This window comes from Faecalicatena faecalis, assembly GCF_012524165.2.
GTDB classification, from domain to species: Bacteria; Bacillota; Clostridia; order Lachnospirales; family Lachnospiraceae; genus Faecalicatena_A; species Faecalicatena_A faecalis.
Window position 1 is genome coordinate 1 of the sequence record NZ_JABACJ020000033.1, and the last position, 16,850, is coordinate 16,850.

Genomic DNA, 16,850 nt, shown 5'->3' on the forward strand with positions numbered 1-16,850 from the left:
GGGCAGGCTTCCCATGGCATGAAAGAGAAAGTCAGCGCCTTGAGGCGCGGCCTAGTAGGGCGGGCTTAGAGCCCGCGTCCCGAGCCACCCGTTTTACGGGTGGAGGCGACTGAGAACCCTTTTTAAAATCGTATGAAATTGTTTTTTCGGGAAATGTTATATGGTGAAAACGAGCGAACTCTGTTATACTGATAGGTAAGAAAAAAGGTATGTTATGGAGGTTTGTGGCATGAATATTTTTGACATTTTGGGACCCGTGATGGTCGGGCCTTCCAGTTCGCATACGGCGGGAGCTGTACGGATTGGGTATATTACAAGGAGCCTTATGGGGAGCAGGCCTGTGAAGGCAGTGATCGGACTGCACGGGTCATTTGCCGCTACTGGGAAAGGACACGGTACGGACAGAGCACTTGTTGCCGGGCTTTTGGGGATGAAGCCGGATGACATGCGGATTCCAGACAGCTTTTCTGTGGCAGAGTCTGAAGGGCTTGAATTTACGATTCAGAATACCCAGATTGCGGGAGCGCATCCGAATACGGCGATTTTGAACGTGGTCGGCGAGGATGGTAAGACTTTAGAGGTGCAGGCCTCTTCCTTGGGCGGTGGACGTATTATGGTGAATAAATTAGACGGAATCATGGTAAACTGTACAGGAGAGAGTCCGACTCTGATTATCTACAACCAGGATCAGCCAGGGTATGTTGCTGCTGTGACGTCCATGCTTGCGAAGGATTCCATTAATATCGCGACCCTGCAGCTTTACCGCGGAAAGAGGGGCGGACATGCTGTGATGGTGATCGAGATCGACCAGCGCGTGCCAGAGAGCTCGATCCGGTGGCTGGAAGAGCAGGAGGGAATCCAAAAAGTGACTTATTTAGATGGGGAGGGAGCTTAAGATGTCTTATCAATCTTTAGAAGAGATTAACGAACTGTGCAGGGAACAGAATATTCCTTTTTGGAGGGCCGTCCTTAAGGATGATATGAATGAGAGGACGGTCAGTGAGGAGGAATCCTTCCTGACAATGGAGGGCATGTGGAATGCGATGCTCAGTGCCAGCGAGGATTATGATGAGAGGCTGCATTCCAGCAGCGGTCTGGTCGGTGGAATCGGCGGACAGATGGAAAGATACCGTGAGAGGGGGGATACCCTGTGCGGTGACTTTGTATCCAGGGTGATTGTCCAGGCGCTTCAGATGGGAGAATCCAATGCGTGCATGAAGCGCATCGTTGCAGCACCTACCGCGGGAGCGTGCGGGGTGATACCGGCGGTTCTAGTTCCGATGTATAAAGAAGGACATATTGATCGGGAGCAGATCATCCAGGCCTTGTATGTGACGGCAGGAATCGGTCAGGTCATTGCTTCCCGTGCATTTATCGCAGGCGCTGCGGGAGGATGTCAGGCGGAGATCGGCACAGCCTCTTCCATGGCAGCTGGTGCACTCGCCTTTTTAAAGGGCGGGGATAACGAACAGATCGTCCATGCTGCGGCAATGGCACTTAAGAATCTGCTGGGATTGGTATGTGACCCGGTGGCAGGATTGGTAGAAGTGCCCTGTGTCAAACGGAATGTGATCGGGGCAGTGAATGCGCTGTCGGCTGCAGACATGGCATTGGCAGGTATTACAAGTCAGATTCCGCCGGATCAGGTCATTGATGCCATGAAAGAAGTGGGCGAGTCAATGCATGTTTCCCTGCGTGAGACAGGGGAGGGCGGTGTTGCCAATACACCGCGTGCAAAGGAGATTGTAGCCAGATTAGGGAAATAACCAGGTTAAGAAAACGGAAAAAGTGAAAGTTTTACCTTGACATAATTTTTTTGTTGTATTATAGTTGGTTTTAGTAAAAGGGAGTAACTGGCGCTTGATAAAAGCGTTCGCGATGTCGTCAGTACGATGAGATATCATCCGTATCGTGATTAAACGGTGAGACTTTTATTGCATTACATACAGTGCAATAAGAGTCTCTTTTTTTGTATGACAAAGGATGCAGGTGGTACAGAAGAAGAAACCGGATTGCGCGGAAGAAATGGAGGATTATACATGAAAGAATTTTATCAGATTTCCAGTGAAGAGGCCAAACAGAGGGTCAATGGTACGTTAGAGCCTCTGACAGCAGAGGAAGTACGTAAGCACCAGGAGAAGTATGGACCCAACGAACTGGTGGAGGGCAAGAAAAAGACGACCGTACAGATTTTCCTGGAACAGTTCAAGGATTTTCTTGTAATCATCTTAATCATTGCAGCGATTGTATCGGGATTTCTTGGAGATGCGGAGAGTGCAGTTGTCATACTGATCGTGATTACGATCAATGCCATCTTAGGAACAGTGCAGACAGTAAAAGCAGAGCAGTCACTTTCCAGCCTGAAAAAACTGTCAGGTCCTGAGGCAAAGGTACTGCGTGACGGGAATGTGGTTCCGATTCCCTCTACCGAAGTAACAGTGGGAGATATCGTGATGTTAGATGCGGGAGATTATATTCCTGCTGACGGACGCCTGTTAGAAAGTGCGAGCTTAAAGGTCGATGAGAGTGCCCTGACTGGGGAGAGTCTGGGCGTGGAGAAACAGATTGAGCCAATTGAAGGGGAAGTACCCTTGGGGGATCGTGTTAATATGGTGTATTCCGGAAGCTTCGTGACATACGGAAGAGGCTCTTTCCTTGTGACGGGAATTGGAATGGAGACAGAAGTGGGCAAGATTGCCAGTCTGTTAAAGACAACATCTGAAAAACGGACACCACTACAGATCAATCTGGATCAGTTCGGCCAGAAATTGTCCATTATTATTTTGATTTTCTGTGGAATTTTATTTGGAATCAACGTGCTGCGCGGCGGCAATATGGGGGATGCGTTCTTGTTTGCGGTTGCATTGGCTGTGGCTGCGATTCCAGAGGCCCTCAGCTCCATCGTAACGATTGTTCTGTCTTTTGGAACACAGAAAATGGCGAAGGAGCATGCAATCATTCGAAAACTCCAGGCTGTAGAAGGATTGGGGAGTGTATCTATTATCTGTTCTGATAAGACAGGAACTCTGACACAGAATAAGATGACAGTAGAAGATTATTATGTCAATGAGACCAGAATTCCTTCAGAGGAGATCGACGTCAATCGTCCGGCTCACAGCATGCTGCTTTTATGCAGTATCTTGTGCAACGATTCTACCAATGTGGACGGTGTAGAGATTGGTGATCCTACAGAGACAGCACTGATCAATCAGGGGAGCAGGCTCGGCGTCTTCGCACAGGATGTCAGGGAAAAGTATCCGCGTGAAAGCGAGAATCCTTTTGACAGTGACCGTAAATTAATGTCTACACTCCATACGATCGATGGGAAGACGGTGATGGTCGTTAAGGGTGCTGTAGACGTACTGCTGGATCGTATGAAGTCTATTCAGATTCGCGATGAGGTGCGTGATTTTACAGAGGAAGACCGGGTGAAGATAGAAGCTCAGAACCAGGAATTCTCAAAAGGCGGACTGCGTGTCCTGGGATTTGCCTATAAGGAGCTTTTGCAAAGCCGCGAGCTGACTTTAGAAGATGAGCAGGATCTGGTATTTGTCGGTCTGATCTCTATGATGGACCCGCCGCGTGAGGAATCCAAGGCTGCAGTAGAGGAATGTAAGAGAGCAGGAATTCGTCCGATCATGATCACAGGTGATCATAAGGTGACCGCAGCAGCGATCGCAAAACGAATCGGTATCCTCAAAGAAGAATACGAGGCTTGTGAGGGTGCAGAAATCGATGGTATTTCTGATGAAGACTTAAAGGATTTTGTGGAGGGGATATCTGTATATGCACGTGTCTCACCAGAACATAAGATCCGTATTGTCAGGGCCTGGCAGGAAAAGGGAAATATTGTATCCATGACCGGAGATGGTGTAAATGATGCACCGGCTTTGAAACAGGCAGATATCGGTGTGGCGATGGGAATTACGGGAAGCGAAGTATCTAAGGATGCGGCTTCTATGGTACTGACAGATGATAATTTTGCAACGATCGTGAAAGCGGTGGAGAATGGCCGTAATGTATACCGGAATATCAAAAACTCCATCCAGTTCCTTCTTTCTGGAAACTTCGGGGCAATCCTTGCGGTGCTCTATGCTTCCATAGCGGGTCTCCCAGTTCCTTTTGCACCGGTACATCTGCTGTTCATCAATCTGCTGACAGACAGTCTTCCGGCAATTGCGCTGGGGCTGGAACCTCATTCCAAGGATGTCATGGATGAGAAGCCAAGGCCGATGAACGAATCGATTCTGACTAAGGATTTCCTGATGAAGATTGGTACAGAAGGGCTTTCCATTGGTGTTACAACGATGATTGCTTTTATGATTGGATATCAGACCAATGCGCTGCTGGCGAGCACAATGGCTTTTGGAACACTCTGTACGGCGCGTCTGGTGCATGGCTTTAACTGTAAATCCGACCATCCGGTACTATTTCGGAAGGTGTTCTTCAATAATATTTACCTGATCGGTGCATTCCTTTTGGGTCTGATTCTGATTACTGGTGTCATGGTCATACCAGGACTAGAGACGATATTTAAGGTACAGACGCTGAATATGGCACAGCTCTTCACAGTATATGGCCTTGCAGCAGCAAACCTTCCAATCATACAGCTCATGAAAGCTGTAAAGACAGCATATAGAAAGAGAAAAGGTAGTAAATAAAAGAGGAAATATAACCTAAAAAAGTGCATTGAATCGTGAGAACATCGTAGATAAGAAAACTCCCGGGGATTTTCCCGGGAGCTTTCTATATGCCAAAGGCTGTGCACCGGTCAATCCGGTACACAGCCTCTGGATATGTATCATTATTATGTATCAAACCACTATTGCATACAGGCTTGTCTACTTCTTAACTGCTTCCTGTAATTCGATATTGAGGACTCTTCCGAATTCAGGGAACTTCTTCTTTGCATATGCACAGAAAACGATTCCTAGCAGTGCCCAGACTCCAATGATGATCCATTCAGGTATGCTCAGTCCAGAAGGCATTCCCGGCATATAGAGAATCAGCATCAAGCCGCTTAATGAGATTGCCATGAAACCAACGAAACGGTGGTTCTTTACCTTGTATGGTCTGTCTAGATCAGGTTCTTTTTTACGAAGGACCAGGAAGGAGATGGAGACCATCATGTAAGCGGTAACAGCTCCGACACCGCCGGCATTGGTCAGCCATTCCATCATAGCACGTCCGAAGAACGGCGCGATACAGGAAATTGCTCCGATCAGAAGGACTGCGTTGGAAGGGGTCTTATACTTCGGATGAATCTTCGTTAAAAAGGACGGGAGGCATTTGGCTTCTGCTAAAGCATAGATTGCACGGCTGCCGCCCATAAAGAAGGAATTCCAACTGGACAGGATGCCCGCCATTCCTCCGATGATCAGAATATCCGCCATGATGGTATATCCGCCGTAGGCTTTCTTCATTGCATCAGCAGTGATCAGTACGCTTGTCTCCATCTCACCTTTTGACATCATCAGGGAAACGGCCAGGATGATCAGTGCATACCATGCAACAGCAGAAGCGATGGAAATCAGGATGACCTTACCGATCTGTTTGAATGGAATCGCGATCTCCTCGGCTGCCTGTGGAATAACGTCAAAGCCGACGAACATGAATGGGGTCATAACTGCCACTGACAAAAGGCCGCCGAAGCCATGGTCAAATAAAGGCTTTGTATGTGCGATGTCGCCTTTGAGGGCAGAGCCGAACATGAGGACAACACCAATTCCTACAATAATAAAGGTAAATACTCCCTGCATATAAGCAGCAGGCTTCACACCGATGTAGTTCACAATCGTAATAATGATGGAACTTACGACACCTATAGCCACCCAAGTACCATAGATATCGAATCCTTCTACTGAATACATGTAGCCCTTCATAATTCCCGGTGCGATGTATTCCAGGACGGTCGGCAGTGCACATGCTTCAAATGCTACAACACCAACATAGCCCAGGATGATGGCCCAGGTGCAGAGGAAGGACCAGTTCGGTCCGAGTGCACGGAGACTGAAAATCTGTTCACCGCCGCACTGTGGCATCGCCGAGGTCAGCTCAGCATAGGTCAGTCCAACGAACATGATCATGATACCGCCCATTACGAAAGCGAGCATGGCACCGGCCGTACCAGCTTTCATGATCCATTGACCCGCCATGACTACCCAGCTCCAACCAATCATTGCGCCGAAAGCGATGGAAAAGACATCTTTTTTCCCAAGGACGCGGTCAAACTTACTTTTTTGAGTTTTGGGATTACTCATTTAATCACTCCAATCAATTTTTTTTGTATCCCCCAGTCATTTTTATAGCAGTATAAGTGCTGTTAATTATGGTATAATTACAGCTTATACACTATATTTTATCATTATACACGACTTTCCCATTAGACTCTAGTACTAATTTGAATCTTAGCAAGACAATGGCGAGGTAAATTGCGAATATCTACGTTGAATGGTTGACAAGTAAGGGAGTTAGAGTTATGTTATTCTTTACTATAAAAAGGGGGATTTTTATTGACAGGAGCCCGTATAAATAAAGGATGATAAATAGATTTACAAATAAGGAGGGGTACTGATGAAAAAAGTACAGAAGCCAAAAAAACCACTGATTTTTTATTACATTATCGCAATTATTGTGATTCTGTTATTAAATTCCGTAATCTTTCCGAAGTTTATGAAGCAGTCTGTGAAGACCGTGGACTATGGGACATTTTTGATGATGGTAGATAAGAAGGAGGTCAAAAAGGTTCAGATTGAGAATGACAGCATTTATTTTACAGATAAGGAAAAAGAGCCTAATTATTATGAGACCACAACATTTGATGATCCTGATCTGGTCAACAGGCTGTATGATTCGGGCTGTTCCTTTGGCAGGGTAGTCAAGGAGGAGATGAATCCATTTTTGAGCATTCTGCTGACCTGGGGACTTCCGGTCCTGATTTTCTTCGGCCTGGGACAGCTTCTTACAAGAAGTATGATGAAGAAGATGGGCGGGGGCAATATTCCGTCAATGCAGTTTGGAAAGAGCAATGCGAAGGTGTATGTAGAATCGACGACCGGGATTAAATTCAGTGATGTGGCGGGCGAAGATGAGGCCAAGGAGCTGCTGACGGAAATCGTGGACTTCCTTCATAATCCGCAGAAGTATCAGGAGATCGGAGCGTCACTTCCGAAAGGTGCACTGCTCGTGGGCCCTCCGGGAACCGGAAAGACGCTCCTTGCTAAGGCTGTTGCGGGGGAGGCAGAGGTTCCTTTTTTCTCTATTTCAGGATCAGAGTTCGTGGAGATGTTCGTCGGAATGGGGGCATCTAAGGTGCGTGATCTGTTCAAGCAGGCAAATGAGAAGGCACCTTGTATCGTGTTTATTGATGAGATTGATACCATTGGTAAGAAACGTGACAATCAGGGGATGGGCGGCAATGATGAGAGAGAACAGACATTGAACCAGCTTCTCACAGAGATGGATGGCTTCGATGCGTCTAAGGGAGTTGTGATCCTGGCGGCGACAAACCGGCCTGACAGCCTCGATCCAGCGCTGCTTCGACCGGGCAGATTTGATCGGCGGATTCCGGTAGAACTCCCGGATCTAAAGGGGCGGGAGGAAATCCTAAAAGTACATGGAAGAAAGGTCAGACTAGCGGACCATGTAGATTTTAATGCCATTGCAAGGGCTGCGTCAGGTGCATCGGGTGCAGAGCTTGCGAATATGATCAATGAGGCTGCATTAAAGGCGGTCAGAGAGGGCAGAAAGTATGTGGAGCAGGCTGATCTGGAGGAAAGCATCGAGGTCGTGATTGCTGGATATCAGAAGAAGAACAAGGTTCTGTCCACAAAGGAAAGACTCATTGTCTCCTACCATGAGATCGGGCATGCCCTGGTGGCTGCCCTGCAGACGGACTCTGCACCTGTAACGAAGATTACAATCATACCAAGAACTTCTGGGGCTTTGGGCTATACCATGCAGGTGGATGAAGGAGAACGCAACCTGATGACAAAGGAGGAAATCCAGAACCGGATTGCCACCCTGACAGGGGGAAGATGTGCGGAGGCCTTGATTTTCGGAAGCATTACAACAGGAGCTTCCAATGATATCGAGCAGGCGACAAAGCTGGCCAGAGCCATGATCACCAAATATGGAATGAGCGATGAGTTCGGCATGGTGGCGCTTGAGACAGAAGTAAATCCATACCTCGGAGGTGACAGTTCCTTGAGCTGTGCACCTGAGACTGCAAAGATAATTGACGAGATGGTGGTGAAAGTTGTCAAAGAGGAATATCAGAAAGCAATTAAGCTCCTTGAAGATCATAAGGATAAGCTTCATGAGCTGGCGAAATATTTATATGAGAAGGAGACGATTACGGGAGAAGAGTTCATGGCAATTCTAAAGAACACTCCCGAAAGGGAAGATAGAACAGAAGAAATCTAAAGAAAAGATTTAAAGAAAAGGCATCCAAAAGTGTAATTCACTCTTGGGTGCCTTTTTTTAAGGGCCCTCTAGGTGTGTCTCTTGATGGTCTCCTTGAGGATATATTTTTTATCACTGTATCTATCCACAATATAGCTGCCTGCCAGATGCTCTAATTCATCTGGAAGTGGTTCAAGCTTGATATCCTCTCCATACTTTCTTTTCAGGGCCCGCTCAAGAAGATAGTCACAGACGTGTGGATTCTTCGGAAGAAGAGGGCCATGCAGATAGGTTCCAATCACATTTTTATATACGACTCCTTCATAACCGGATTTTCCGGTATTGCCCAGACCGTAGAACACTTTTCCAAAAGGGGTATGGTCCCCAATATAGGTACGTCCGCCGTGATTCTCAAAGCCTACGACCGGGGTGTCGAACAGTGGACTATTCAGTACGATATTACGGATGAGACGTTCAGGCTCCCATTCCGTCGTGATATCCAGAATGGACAGACCCTCGATCACCTTTTTATCTGTCTTATAATACTTTCCAAGGAGCTGGTATCCGCCGCAGACGGCCAGTACGACTCCATCATTCTCTACATATTCCTTAAAATCCTGCTGTATATTCTTTAAATGTCCGCAGACAAGCTCCTGCTCTCTGTCCGAACCGCCTCCCAAAAGAACGATATCCAATTGGGAGAAATCAATCGGGTCACCGGAAAGGAATGGGATGACCTCGGCTTCTATTCCACGCCATTTTAGACGTTTACGGAAGCACTGGATGTTCCCGCGGTCGCCGTATAGGTTGAGAAGGTCGGGATATAAATGTCCAATTGTTAACTTCATGCCTGATTCCCTCCTTTTGATGCTTTTGCAAGTTCATTCAGCAGATGGTTGGTCCGGTACAGACCGGAATAATTCACGATCACATAAAGGTTGCCGGTACCGTTCGTTGTACGGTCTATGATCGTAGAACGCAGATCCGTCGTTGAATCACAGGGGATATCCTCGTATTTCAGACGCAGTCCCATGTCAAAGCGGCGTGTTCCATTCGTTGTGATCGTGGCGGCCTGTGCATCTGCAAGGTACTGGAAATCCACGTCCCAGAGCCAGGAGATATCTTCTCCATCCTGGTAGGTATCATTGATTTGGATAATGATATCCTTGGGCTTTGGATCCTTTAAGACCAGGGAGATCTTCTGCTGAAAACCGATCGGATTCTTTGCAAGGTGCAGTTGTACCCTTGCCCCGTTGATTGTGAAGATATCCTCACGGTTGTTGCCATAATCAAAGGATTCGATCATCTCCTGGAAATGCTCTCTTTGAGCGCCCAGGGCATTCAGTGCGGCATAGGCGGAAAGTGTATTATAAATATTGTAAGGAGTCCGTGCAGTAGACTGAATCAGCATACCATCCATCTTGAAGGTGTACAATTCGTCATGCAGTTCAATCTCAGTCGCTGTGAAATCGGGTTCTGGCCGTTTTAATCCACAGCTTGGGCAGTGATAGATTCCTAACTGCCCATAATGGAAGAAATCGTATTCCAGCTTCTTTCCGCAGGAACGGCAGAAGATGCTTTCCCGGATTTCAGAACGGGAAATATCATCAAAAATCTGTTCGCTGATTCCATATGTGACAAATGGATTCCCACTTTCTGATGCAAGGGTATAGGATAATACATCGTCACAGTTAATGATCAGCTTTGTGTCTGGAACACTGGTCACACCAGTCTTTAATTTCTGGAACGTAATATCAACTTCTCCAAAGCGGTCGAGCTGATCCCTGGAAATGTTGGTCAATAGGGCGCAGTCGGGCTTTAACTGGGGCAGTACGTTGACGGATGCAATCTCATCCACCTCGATACATGCATAATCTGCATCCAGACGGCCGTGCTTGTCTGTGGCAAGGACGAATGCGGAAATGATTCCATTGAGCATATTGGCCCCTGTTCTGTTGATGATTACCTTTTTGCCTTCTGCCAGCAGGGCCTTATAAAGGATGGCATTGGTGGTCGTCTTACCATTCGTTCCCATTGTCACGATGGTCTTTTCTCTCACCATCTCGGACATGGCAGAGAGAATCTTCGGGTCGATCAGACGGGCAACATATCCCGGCAGAGTGACACCGCTTCCTCTATTCAGTTTTTTGATCAGATAGCTTGTGCATTTGGCACATTTAATTGCAAGTACGGTTCTTAATTTCATAATATTAATCCAACTTTATCCTTTTTTCTAAAATACCTGTATCATTATAATAGAAAAAGTAACAGAAAACAAGGAGTCTTGGAAAATTAGTTGATGTGGAATCCATATGTCTTAGAAGACATGGAATCACAATGTCTAATTCTCGAAAGATTTTATAAAGATTTTGTTAAGGCCCTGGAATTTAAATCCGAGTGTGTTAAAATAAAGAAATCAGGAGGAAATACCAGGAAATTCACGGATACTGATTCGTGGTCTTTCATAAAGATAATATGGGTGAATGAGGTGAATCAAAATACATGCAGAGAAAAAGCAGGCAACAGGTGATTGAAGAGAAAAAGGACAAAAGAATACCAACGACAAGGTATCAGCCGGAGTATAAGGTGGGACTTAACGGACAGCAGGTGCAGGAGCACAGGCTCCACGGATGGACCAATCAGGCAGTGGACCCTCCGGCTAAGACGACAAGAGAGATCGTTCATGAGAATGTGTTCACGTATTTTAACTTGATATTTACAATTTTGGCTCTGCTGCTTTGTATCGCTGGGTCTTTCAGGAGTCTGACATTTCTGCCGGTCATTATTTTAAATACGTTGATCGGTATCATACAGGAGGTGCGCGCCAAGAAGGTATTGGATAATCTGACTATGCTCAATGCCCCCCATGCAATGGTCGTGAGGGATGGAGAGAAGACAGTCATTGATGCAGAAGAGCTGGTATTGGATGATATTGTGATTTTTAAGGCGGGCAATCAGGTCTGCGCGGATGCAGAGGTCTGCGCAGGGGAGGTTCAGGTAAATGAGTCGCTTTTGACTGGCGAATCGGATGAGGTGACGAAGAGAAAGGGCGACCAGTTAATGTCAGGCAGTTTCATTGTTTCCGGTCAATGTCATGCACGATTAGATAAGGTCGGAGCAGACTCTTATATATCCAAGCTGACGATTGAGGCGAAGGAGATGCAGGAAGGAGAACAGTCGGAGATGATCCGTTCTCTGGATAAGCTGGTCAAATGTGTGGGAATCGCGATTATCCCGATTGGAATTGTTCTTTTCGTTCAGGCGTTCTTCTTCCAGAATGCGGGATTCCAGTCCAGCATCACCTCCATGGTAGCGGCCGTGATCGGCATGATACCGGAAGGTCTCTATCTGTTGGCGAGTGTTGCGCTGGCGGTCAGTTCTGTGCGTCTGGCACAGAAAAAAGTCCTGCTTCATGATATGAAGTGCATCGAGACACTGGCCCGGGTCAATGTGCTTTGTGTGGATAAGACAGGGACCATCACAGAGAATACGATGAAGGTCCAGGAAGTGATCACCGCGAATGGATACGACAGTGAGAAGATGGAACCTCTCAGTATGCTGATCGGTGATTTTGTAGCAGCCATGGACTCGGATAATATCACTATGGCGGCAGTCAAGGAGCATTTTCAGACAGGGACAGGGAAGAAACCAGTGAGCAAAACGGGATTCTCATCTGCGACCAAGTACAGCAGTGTGACCTTTGAAGATCAGGTCTACGTCCTGGGAGCGCCGGAATTCGTTCTTCTGGATCAATACTGCGAACAGGAAGAGGAGATAACAGGGTATGCCTCAAAGGGGGCACGTGTGCTTGTATTTGGGACATATGACGGAGAGATTGATGGAAAAGCATTGAAGAAACCAATCACACCACTGGGATATCTGCTGCTTGCCAATCCAATCAGAAAAGAAGCCAAGGAGACGTTCACATATTTTAAAGAACAGGGAGTAGAGGTGAAGGTCATTTCTGGGGATAATCCGGTGACCGTATCGGAAGTTGCTAAAAAGGCAGGAATCGCAAATGCGGAACATTATGTGGATGCATCTTCCTTGAAGTCGGAAGAAGAATTGCGCAAAGCGGTGCTGGAAAAGACTGTATTCGGCCGTGTGACTCCGAATCAGAAGCGGCAGTTCGTCCAGATTTTAAAGGAAGAGGGCAAAACGGTGGCGATGACCGGAGATGGTGTCAATGATGTTCTGGCCTTAAAGGATGCGGACTGCAGTATCGCTATGGCGTCGGGCAGCGAGGCGGCTGCACAGGCATCTCAACTTGTCTTGCTTGAGTCGGATTTCTCCTGCATGCCGCAGGTCGTATTGGAAGGCCGCAGAGTCGTGAATAATATTCAGCGTTCCGCCAGCTTGTTCCTGGTGAAGAATATTTTTTCCTTCCTGCTGTCCTTGTTCTCCGTGGTCTTTATGATCACCTATCCGCTGGAACCGTCACAGGTGTCCTTGATCAGTATGTTTACAATCGGTGTGCCTGCGTTCTTCCTTGCATTGGAACCGAATAAGAATATTATAAAGGGCCATTTCCTGACCAATGTATTCTTAAAGGCTCTGCCGGCAGCTTTGACAGATGTCATTGCAGTGGGAGCCCTGGTTGTATTCGGGCAGACATTCGGCGTGAATCCTACGGATATTTCTACTGCAGCGACGATGCTTCTGGCAATCGTGGGATTCATGATTCTGTATAAGATTAGTGCGCCGATGAACATATTGAGAACAACTGTTGTCGGCGGAAGCATCATAGGGCTTTTATTCTGCAGTATCTTCCTGCATCAGCTCTTTGCAATTACCGGAATGTCAACAAAGTGCATCATGCTGTTTGTTGTCTTCTCCATAGCTACAGAGCCGGTCTTGCGTTACCTGACTGCACTGGTGGGAAAATTAAGACTATACTATCTGCGTCTGCGTGGACGCCCGGTGGAAGAACAACCATAAAAAGAGCCTGGAACAGATATCGATTTGACATTTGTTCCAGGCATTTCATTTGTAAAACAGCGATATGGTATCTCTCTTACTCAAAAGAGTGTTGGTCTTCTCAATCAAACGAGATTACTGAATCGCGTAATTGAGCAGCTTTTTCAGATTGGTGTGGAATTGCTTGCTCTGAGCTTTTAGACGCATCTTTTCGGCACTGCTTTTAGTCCGCTCGATATGGGCGTCGTATTTGGCAAAAAGTGTACGGTAATCAATGTTCTGCTTCTGTCCCCAGCGCACCAGAATCCAGTTCATGGCATCCGGTGTCCAATAAGTCATGGGAATCTCAGCCATCTTTAAGGTCGTGATATACTGGATCGCCTTGAGGGAGAGTGCATTTAACTGCTCGGCAACTTCTTCCTCATTCTGGTTCGGCTTTCCCAGCCTTTTAAAAATCTTGAGCGGTAGTCCCTCGCGTTTCGAATGAGATTCCATCAGACTGCTGCTTCTGGTCACAATTTCATTCAGCTTACAGGCCGCGTTCCAATAGGTGACAAAGGATGTGGTCTTTTCGCTTCCTGGTTCCGGTCCTACGGTGTAGGTGCGGAATACACGGTTTGAGCCACCGGACAGCTTCGTATTATACTTCTTACGCTTGTCCGGGTTAGAAAGTATCCGGTATGCCTCGAGTATTTCCTGCATGTAGGCAGTGGTGTCTATGTTATTATGTACGTTGGCATCAGGATGATATACTTTAGCCAAAGCGTTTTTTGCGTTCGTGATCTCTTCAAGGGTTGCTTCTCTGGATACGCCGAGAATGTCATAATATGTACGGGTTCCCATCGCTTCCTCCTTATTCATTTCCATTATTTATTCTTCCCACGTTTTATATTACGATATAGAACAGGAAAAATCAAGAAATTATGTAAGACATAATAAGAAATGTCGGAGAGAAAAATCCGACATTTTCTGGTATCTTTTCCATATAAAATGTATATTCGACATCTGTTCTTATCCCTGGAACATATTTTCCACATAGTTCCTCATCTCTTCCCGGCTGTGTTTCTCTCTGGCACCATCAATGACTTTTTCCTGTTCTGCCTTTGAAAGGTGTGAAAAGTGGTTCAATGCATCAGAGTGCTGGGCGAGCGCCATGGTAAATCCAATGGGAAGTTCTTCGTTGTTGATCATCTTAGCGGCTCCTTTTCCTTTTTATATTGACATCTGTGAAATACCGGATTCTTCGATTAGGAAGGACGGTATTTATTTCGTCTGTGCTGTATTAGTATGTGCCTCTTTTTTTACATTATACCTGTATTTCTACCGCAAGAAATGGTATACTATTTCTATATTTTTATACAATTGACACAAATTTGATCTTGTCAAGGAAGCAGCGAGGTGGATTTTGAATATCCACTTTGATGAATCGAAGAAAGAGGAACGAAAGATGCAGTATACAGCACCACATTATTACAATCAATTTGAATGTATTGCAGGAGATTGTCCAGATACCTGCTGTGCAGGCTGGCAGATCGCCATTGATAAGAAATCACTAAAAAGGTATCAGAGGCAGAAGGGGGCAATCGGGAACAGACTTCATAATGAAATAGACTGGAAGGAAGAGATCTTTAAGCAGTATGAAGGCCGTTGTGCCTTCTTAAATGAGGAGAATTTGTGCGACCTTTATTTAGAGGGAGGAAGCAAGATGTTCTGCCGGACCTGTCGGATGTATCCCAGACATGTCGAGGAGTTCGAAGGGTTAAAAGAAATTTCACTGTCATTATCCTGCCCTGTTGCGGCAGAGTTGATTCTGGGATGCGAAGAATCAGTCAGGTTTCTTTCAAAGGAGACAGAGGAGACCGGGCAAGAGGAGGATGAGGATTTTGATTTCCTTTTGTTCACTAAGCTCGAGGATGCAAGAGACTTGATCTTTAAAATTCTTATGGATCGTAAAATTGCAATGAATGTACGCATGGCTATGGTGCTGGCACTTGCCCATGATCTTCAGCAGCGGATCGATAAGAATGCATTATTTGAAGCGGACAGCCTTTTCGAGAGATATCAAAAAGAAGGGGCAGTAAAATGGTTTGAAGACCGTATGAGGAAGTACGCAGAAGATGAGATGGCTGCAACGAAAAGGACACAGGCTTTAGAGGAGGCATTTAGGATTTTTGATGGTCTGGAGGTCTTGAGGGAGGATTGGAAGGGATACCAGACAGGAATCAGGAGGACACTTTTTGAAGAGCCGTCAGAGATCTGGCAGAAGCTTCCAGAGTCTTATGAGGTAAAATGGGAGCAGTTGATGGTCTATTTTGTATATACATATTTCTGTGGGGCAGTCTATGATGGAAATGCTTATGGAAAGATGAAGTTCGAGATACTGGGGACTCTGTTGATTCGTGAGATGACCAGGGCACTGTGGATTCAAAATGACAGGAATGAGGATGAAAAAGAAGCGTTATTTGGCGACCTCCAAGAGGCAGCCCGGCGCTATGCCAGGGAAATCGAACATTCGGATTTGAACAAGGGCATTGTAATGGAACGCCTGGATTCAGAGGAACGCTTCAGTCTGGATTCCTTTTTGCAGATCATCAGTACGACCTAAAGGGCACATGGTGGAACGCTGTGAGGGCGCCAGAAGTTTTCAGAATGAGAAAGACGGCGTGGTCAAATATACGATAACCGTATGACCGGGGACGGGAAAGAGAAGATTGACAAAAGATGACCTATTATAAAAGAATGATGAGTTGTTTGTTGGCGTGGGGATTTACAATGGCCATGATATGGAGCAGTTTTCAATCCGCTCGGTCTGAGGCTTTAAGGCTAAGCCGCGAAAAGGAGGATGTGCTGGAGGTATCCATGGCGCTGGAAGATGGTCCAGGGGGAGGTCCATATCAGATCGAGGAAAGTCTCGATGAAGTCATGACAGGAATTGAATTGAGGGAGCTTCCTGTCAGATGTATGCTGGATGTGCCTTTCGTCTATCAGGAGCCAGAGCTTCCTACAGGGTGCGAATCGGTTGCTTTGACGATGCTCCTTTTGTATGAGGGATTTGATCTGGAGAAGACGACAATTGCAGATGATTACCTTCTCTACAGTGAAAACGGAGACTTTTCTGAAGGATATATCGGTGATCCATATAGCTGCGAGGGGGCGGGATGTTTTCCCCCTTCTTTGGTAAGGACCGCGAATCTGTTCCTTAAGGAGCATGGTTCTGTCAAGCAGGCAGTCAACCTGTCTGGCAGAAGCTTAGAAGAACTGTTCCATTATCTGGCAGACGGTATACCGGTCGCAGTGTGGGGAACCCAGTATATGGCAGACACCTGGATCTATGAGATGGGATTTGAGGAGGATGGAATCGAGTACCATTGGTATGAAAATGAGCACTGTGTTGTACTGTCGGGGTATGATTTGGAAAAAGAGATTCTGATGGTCAATGATTCCTTAGAAGGAGTCGTTGAAAGAGACCTGGAATCCTTTGCCTTTATTTATAACGAGACCGGGCAGTATGCATTGGCAATTTTGTGATT

At 46.4% G+C, this 16,850-nt stretch carries 12 protein-coding genes; 7 read left to right on the forward strand and 5 right to left on the reverse strand.

All coding sequences use genetic code 11. The features are described from left to right. Positions 1–229: 229 nt before the first annotated feature. From sdaAB to HGO97_RS21525, 3 genes are all read left to right on the forward strand, one after another. Positions 230–895, forward strand: a complete 666-nt coding sequence (gene sdaAB, locus HGO97_RS21515; RefSeq protein ID WP_216245103.1) for an L-serine ammonia-lyase, iron-sulfur-dependent subunit beta — start codon at positions 230–232, stop codon at positions 893–895. A 1-nt stretch (position 896) separates the two neighbouring features. Beyond that, the gene (gene sdaAA / locus HGO97_RS21520) at positions 897–1,766 is read left to right on the forward strand and encodes an L-serine ammonia-lyase, iron-sulfur-dependent, subunit alpha (protein ID WP_216245105.1); all 870 of its coding nucleotides are present in this window, start codon (positions 897–899) and stop codon (positions 1,764–1,766) included. A gap of 273 nt (positions 1,767–2,039) precedes the next feature. After that, positions 2,040–4,661: a cation-translocating P-type ATPase gene (locus HGO97_RS21525; protein WP_216245107.1), complete on the forward strand. Its 2,622-nt coding sequence runs from the start codon at positions 2,040–2,042 to the stop codon at positions 4,659–4,661. Positions 4,662–4,841: 180 nt separating this feature from the next. Here the strand turns inward: HGO97_RS21525 and HGO97_RS21530 are convergent, their stop codons facing one another. After that, positions 4,842–6,260 carry an APC family permease gene (locus HGO97_RS21530; RefSeq protein WP_216245109.1) on the reverse strand — a complete coding sequence of 473 codons (1,419 nt, stop codon included), beginning with the start codon at positions 6,258–6,260 and terminating at the stop codon, positions 4,842–4,844. Positions 6,261–6,573: 313 nt separating this feature from the next. On the opposite strand from HGO97_RS21530, the gene ftsH reads away from it, so the two are divergent. After that, on the forward strand, positions 6,574–8,424 hold the full coding sequence (gene ftsH, locus HGO97_RS21535; RefSeq protein WP_216245111.1) for an ATP-dependent zinc metalloprotease FtsH: 1,851 nt from the start codon (positions 6,574–6,576) through the stop codon (positions 8,422–8,424). Positions 8,425–8,492: 68 nt separating this feature from the next. On the opposite strand, the gene HGO97_RS21540 is transcribed toward ftsH, so the two are convergent. Both HGO97_RS21540 and HGO97_RS21545 read right to left on the reverse strand, forming a co-directional pair. Further along, complete coding sequence (locus HGO97_RS21540; protein ID WP_216245112.1) at positions 8,493–9,251, reverse strand: type 1 glutamine amidotransferase; 759 nt, start codon at positions 9,249–9,251, stop codon at positions 8,493–8,495. Further along, positions 9,248–10,609: a Mur ligase family protein gene (locus HGO97_RS21545; RefSeq protein WP_216245114.1), complete on the reverse strand. Its 1,362-nt coding sequence runs from the start codon at positions 10,607–10,609 to the stop codon at positions 9,248–9,250. The genes HGO97_RS21540 and HGO97_RS21545 overlap by 4 nt, the downstream gene beginning before the upstream one ends. A 296-nt stretch (positions 10,610–10,905) precedes the next feature. On the opposite strand from HGO97_RS21545, the gene HGO97_RS21550 reads away from it, so the two are divergent. Next, positions 10,906–13,341, forward strand: a complete 2,436-nt coding sequence (locus HGO97_RS21550; RefSeq protein WP_216245115.1) for a cation-translocating P-type ATPase — start codon at positions 10,906–10,908, stop codon at positions 13,339–13,341. Between the two features lie 114 nt (positions 13,342–13,455). Here the strand turns inward: HGO97_RS21550 and HGO97_RS21555 are convergent, their stop codons facing one another. Together HGO97_RS21555 and HGO97_RS21560 are read right to left on the reverse strand one after the other, a co-directional pair. Then, complete coding sequence (locus tag HGO97_RS21555) at positions 13,456–14,187, reverse strand: J domain-containing protein (protein WP_330641333.1); 732 nt, start codon at positions 14,185–14,187, stop codon at positions 13,456–13,458. A gap of 144 nt (positions 14,188–14,331) precedes the next feature. Then, a complete protein-coding gene (locus tag HGO97_RS21560; protein ID WP_216245116.1) occupies positions 14,332–14,511 on the reverse strand; it encodes a hypothetical protein in 180 nt (59 codons plus the stop codon). A 256-nt stretch (positions 14,512–14,767) separates the two neighbouring features. On the opposite strand from HGO97_RS21560, the gene fliB reads away from it, so the two are divergent. Together fliB and HGO97_RS21570 are read left to right on the forward strand one after the other, a co-directional pair. After that, positions 14,768–15,925 carry a flagellin lysine-N-methylase gene (fliB, locus tag HGO97_RS21565; RefSeq protein ID WP_216245118.1) on the forward strand — a complete coding sequence of 386 codons (1,158 nt, stop codon included), beginning with the start codon at positions 14,768–14,770 and terminating at the stop codon, positions 15,923–15,925. 134 nt (positions 15,926–16,059) lie between these two features. After that, entirely contained in the window at positions 16,060–16,848 is a 789-nt protein-coding gene (locus tag HGO97_RS21570) for a C39 family peptidase (protein ID WP_216245122.1), read from the forward strand. Positions 16,849–16,850: the final 2 nt, after the last annotated feature.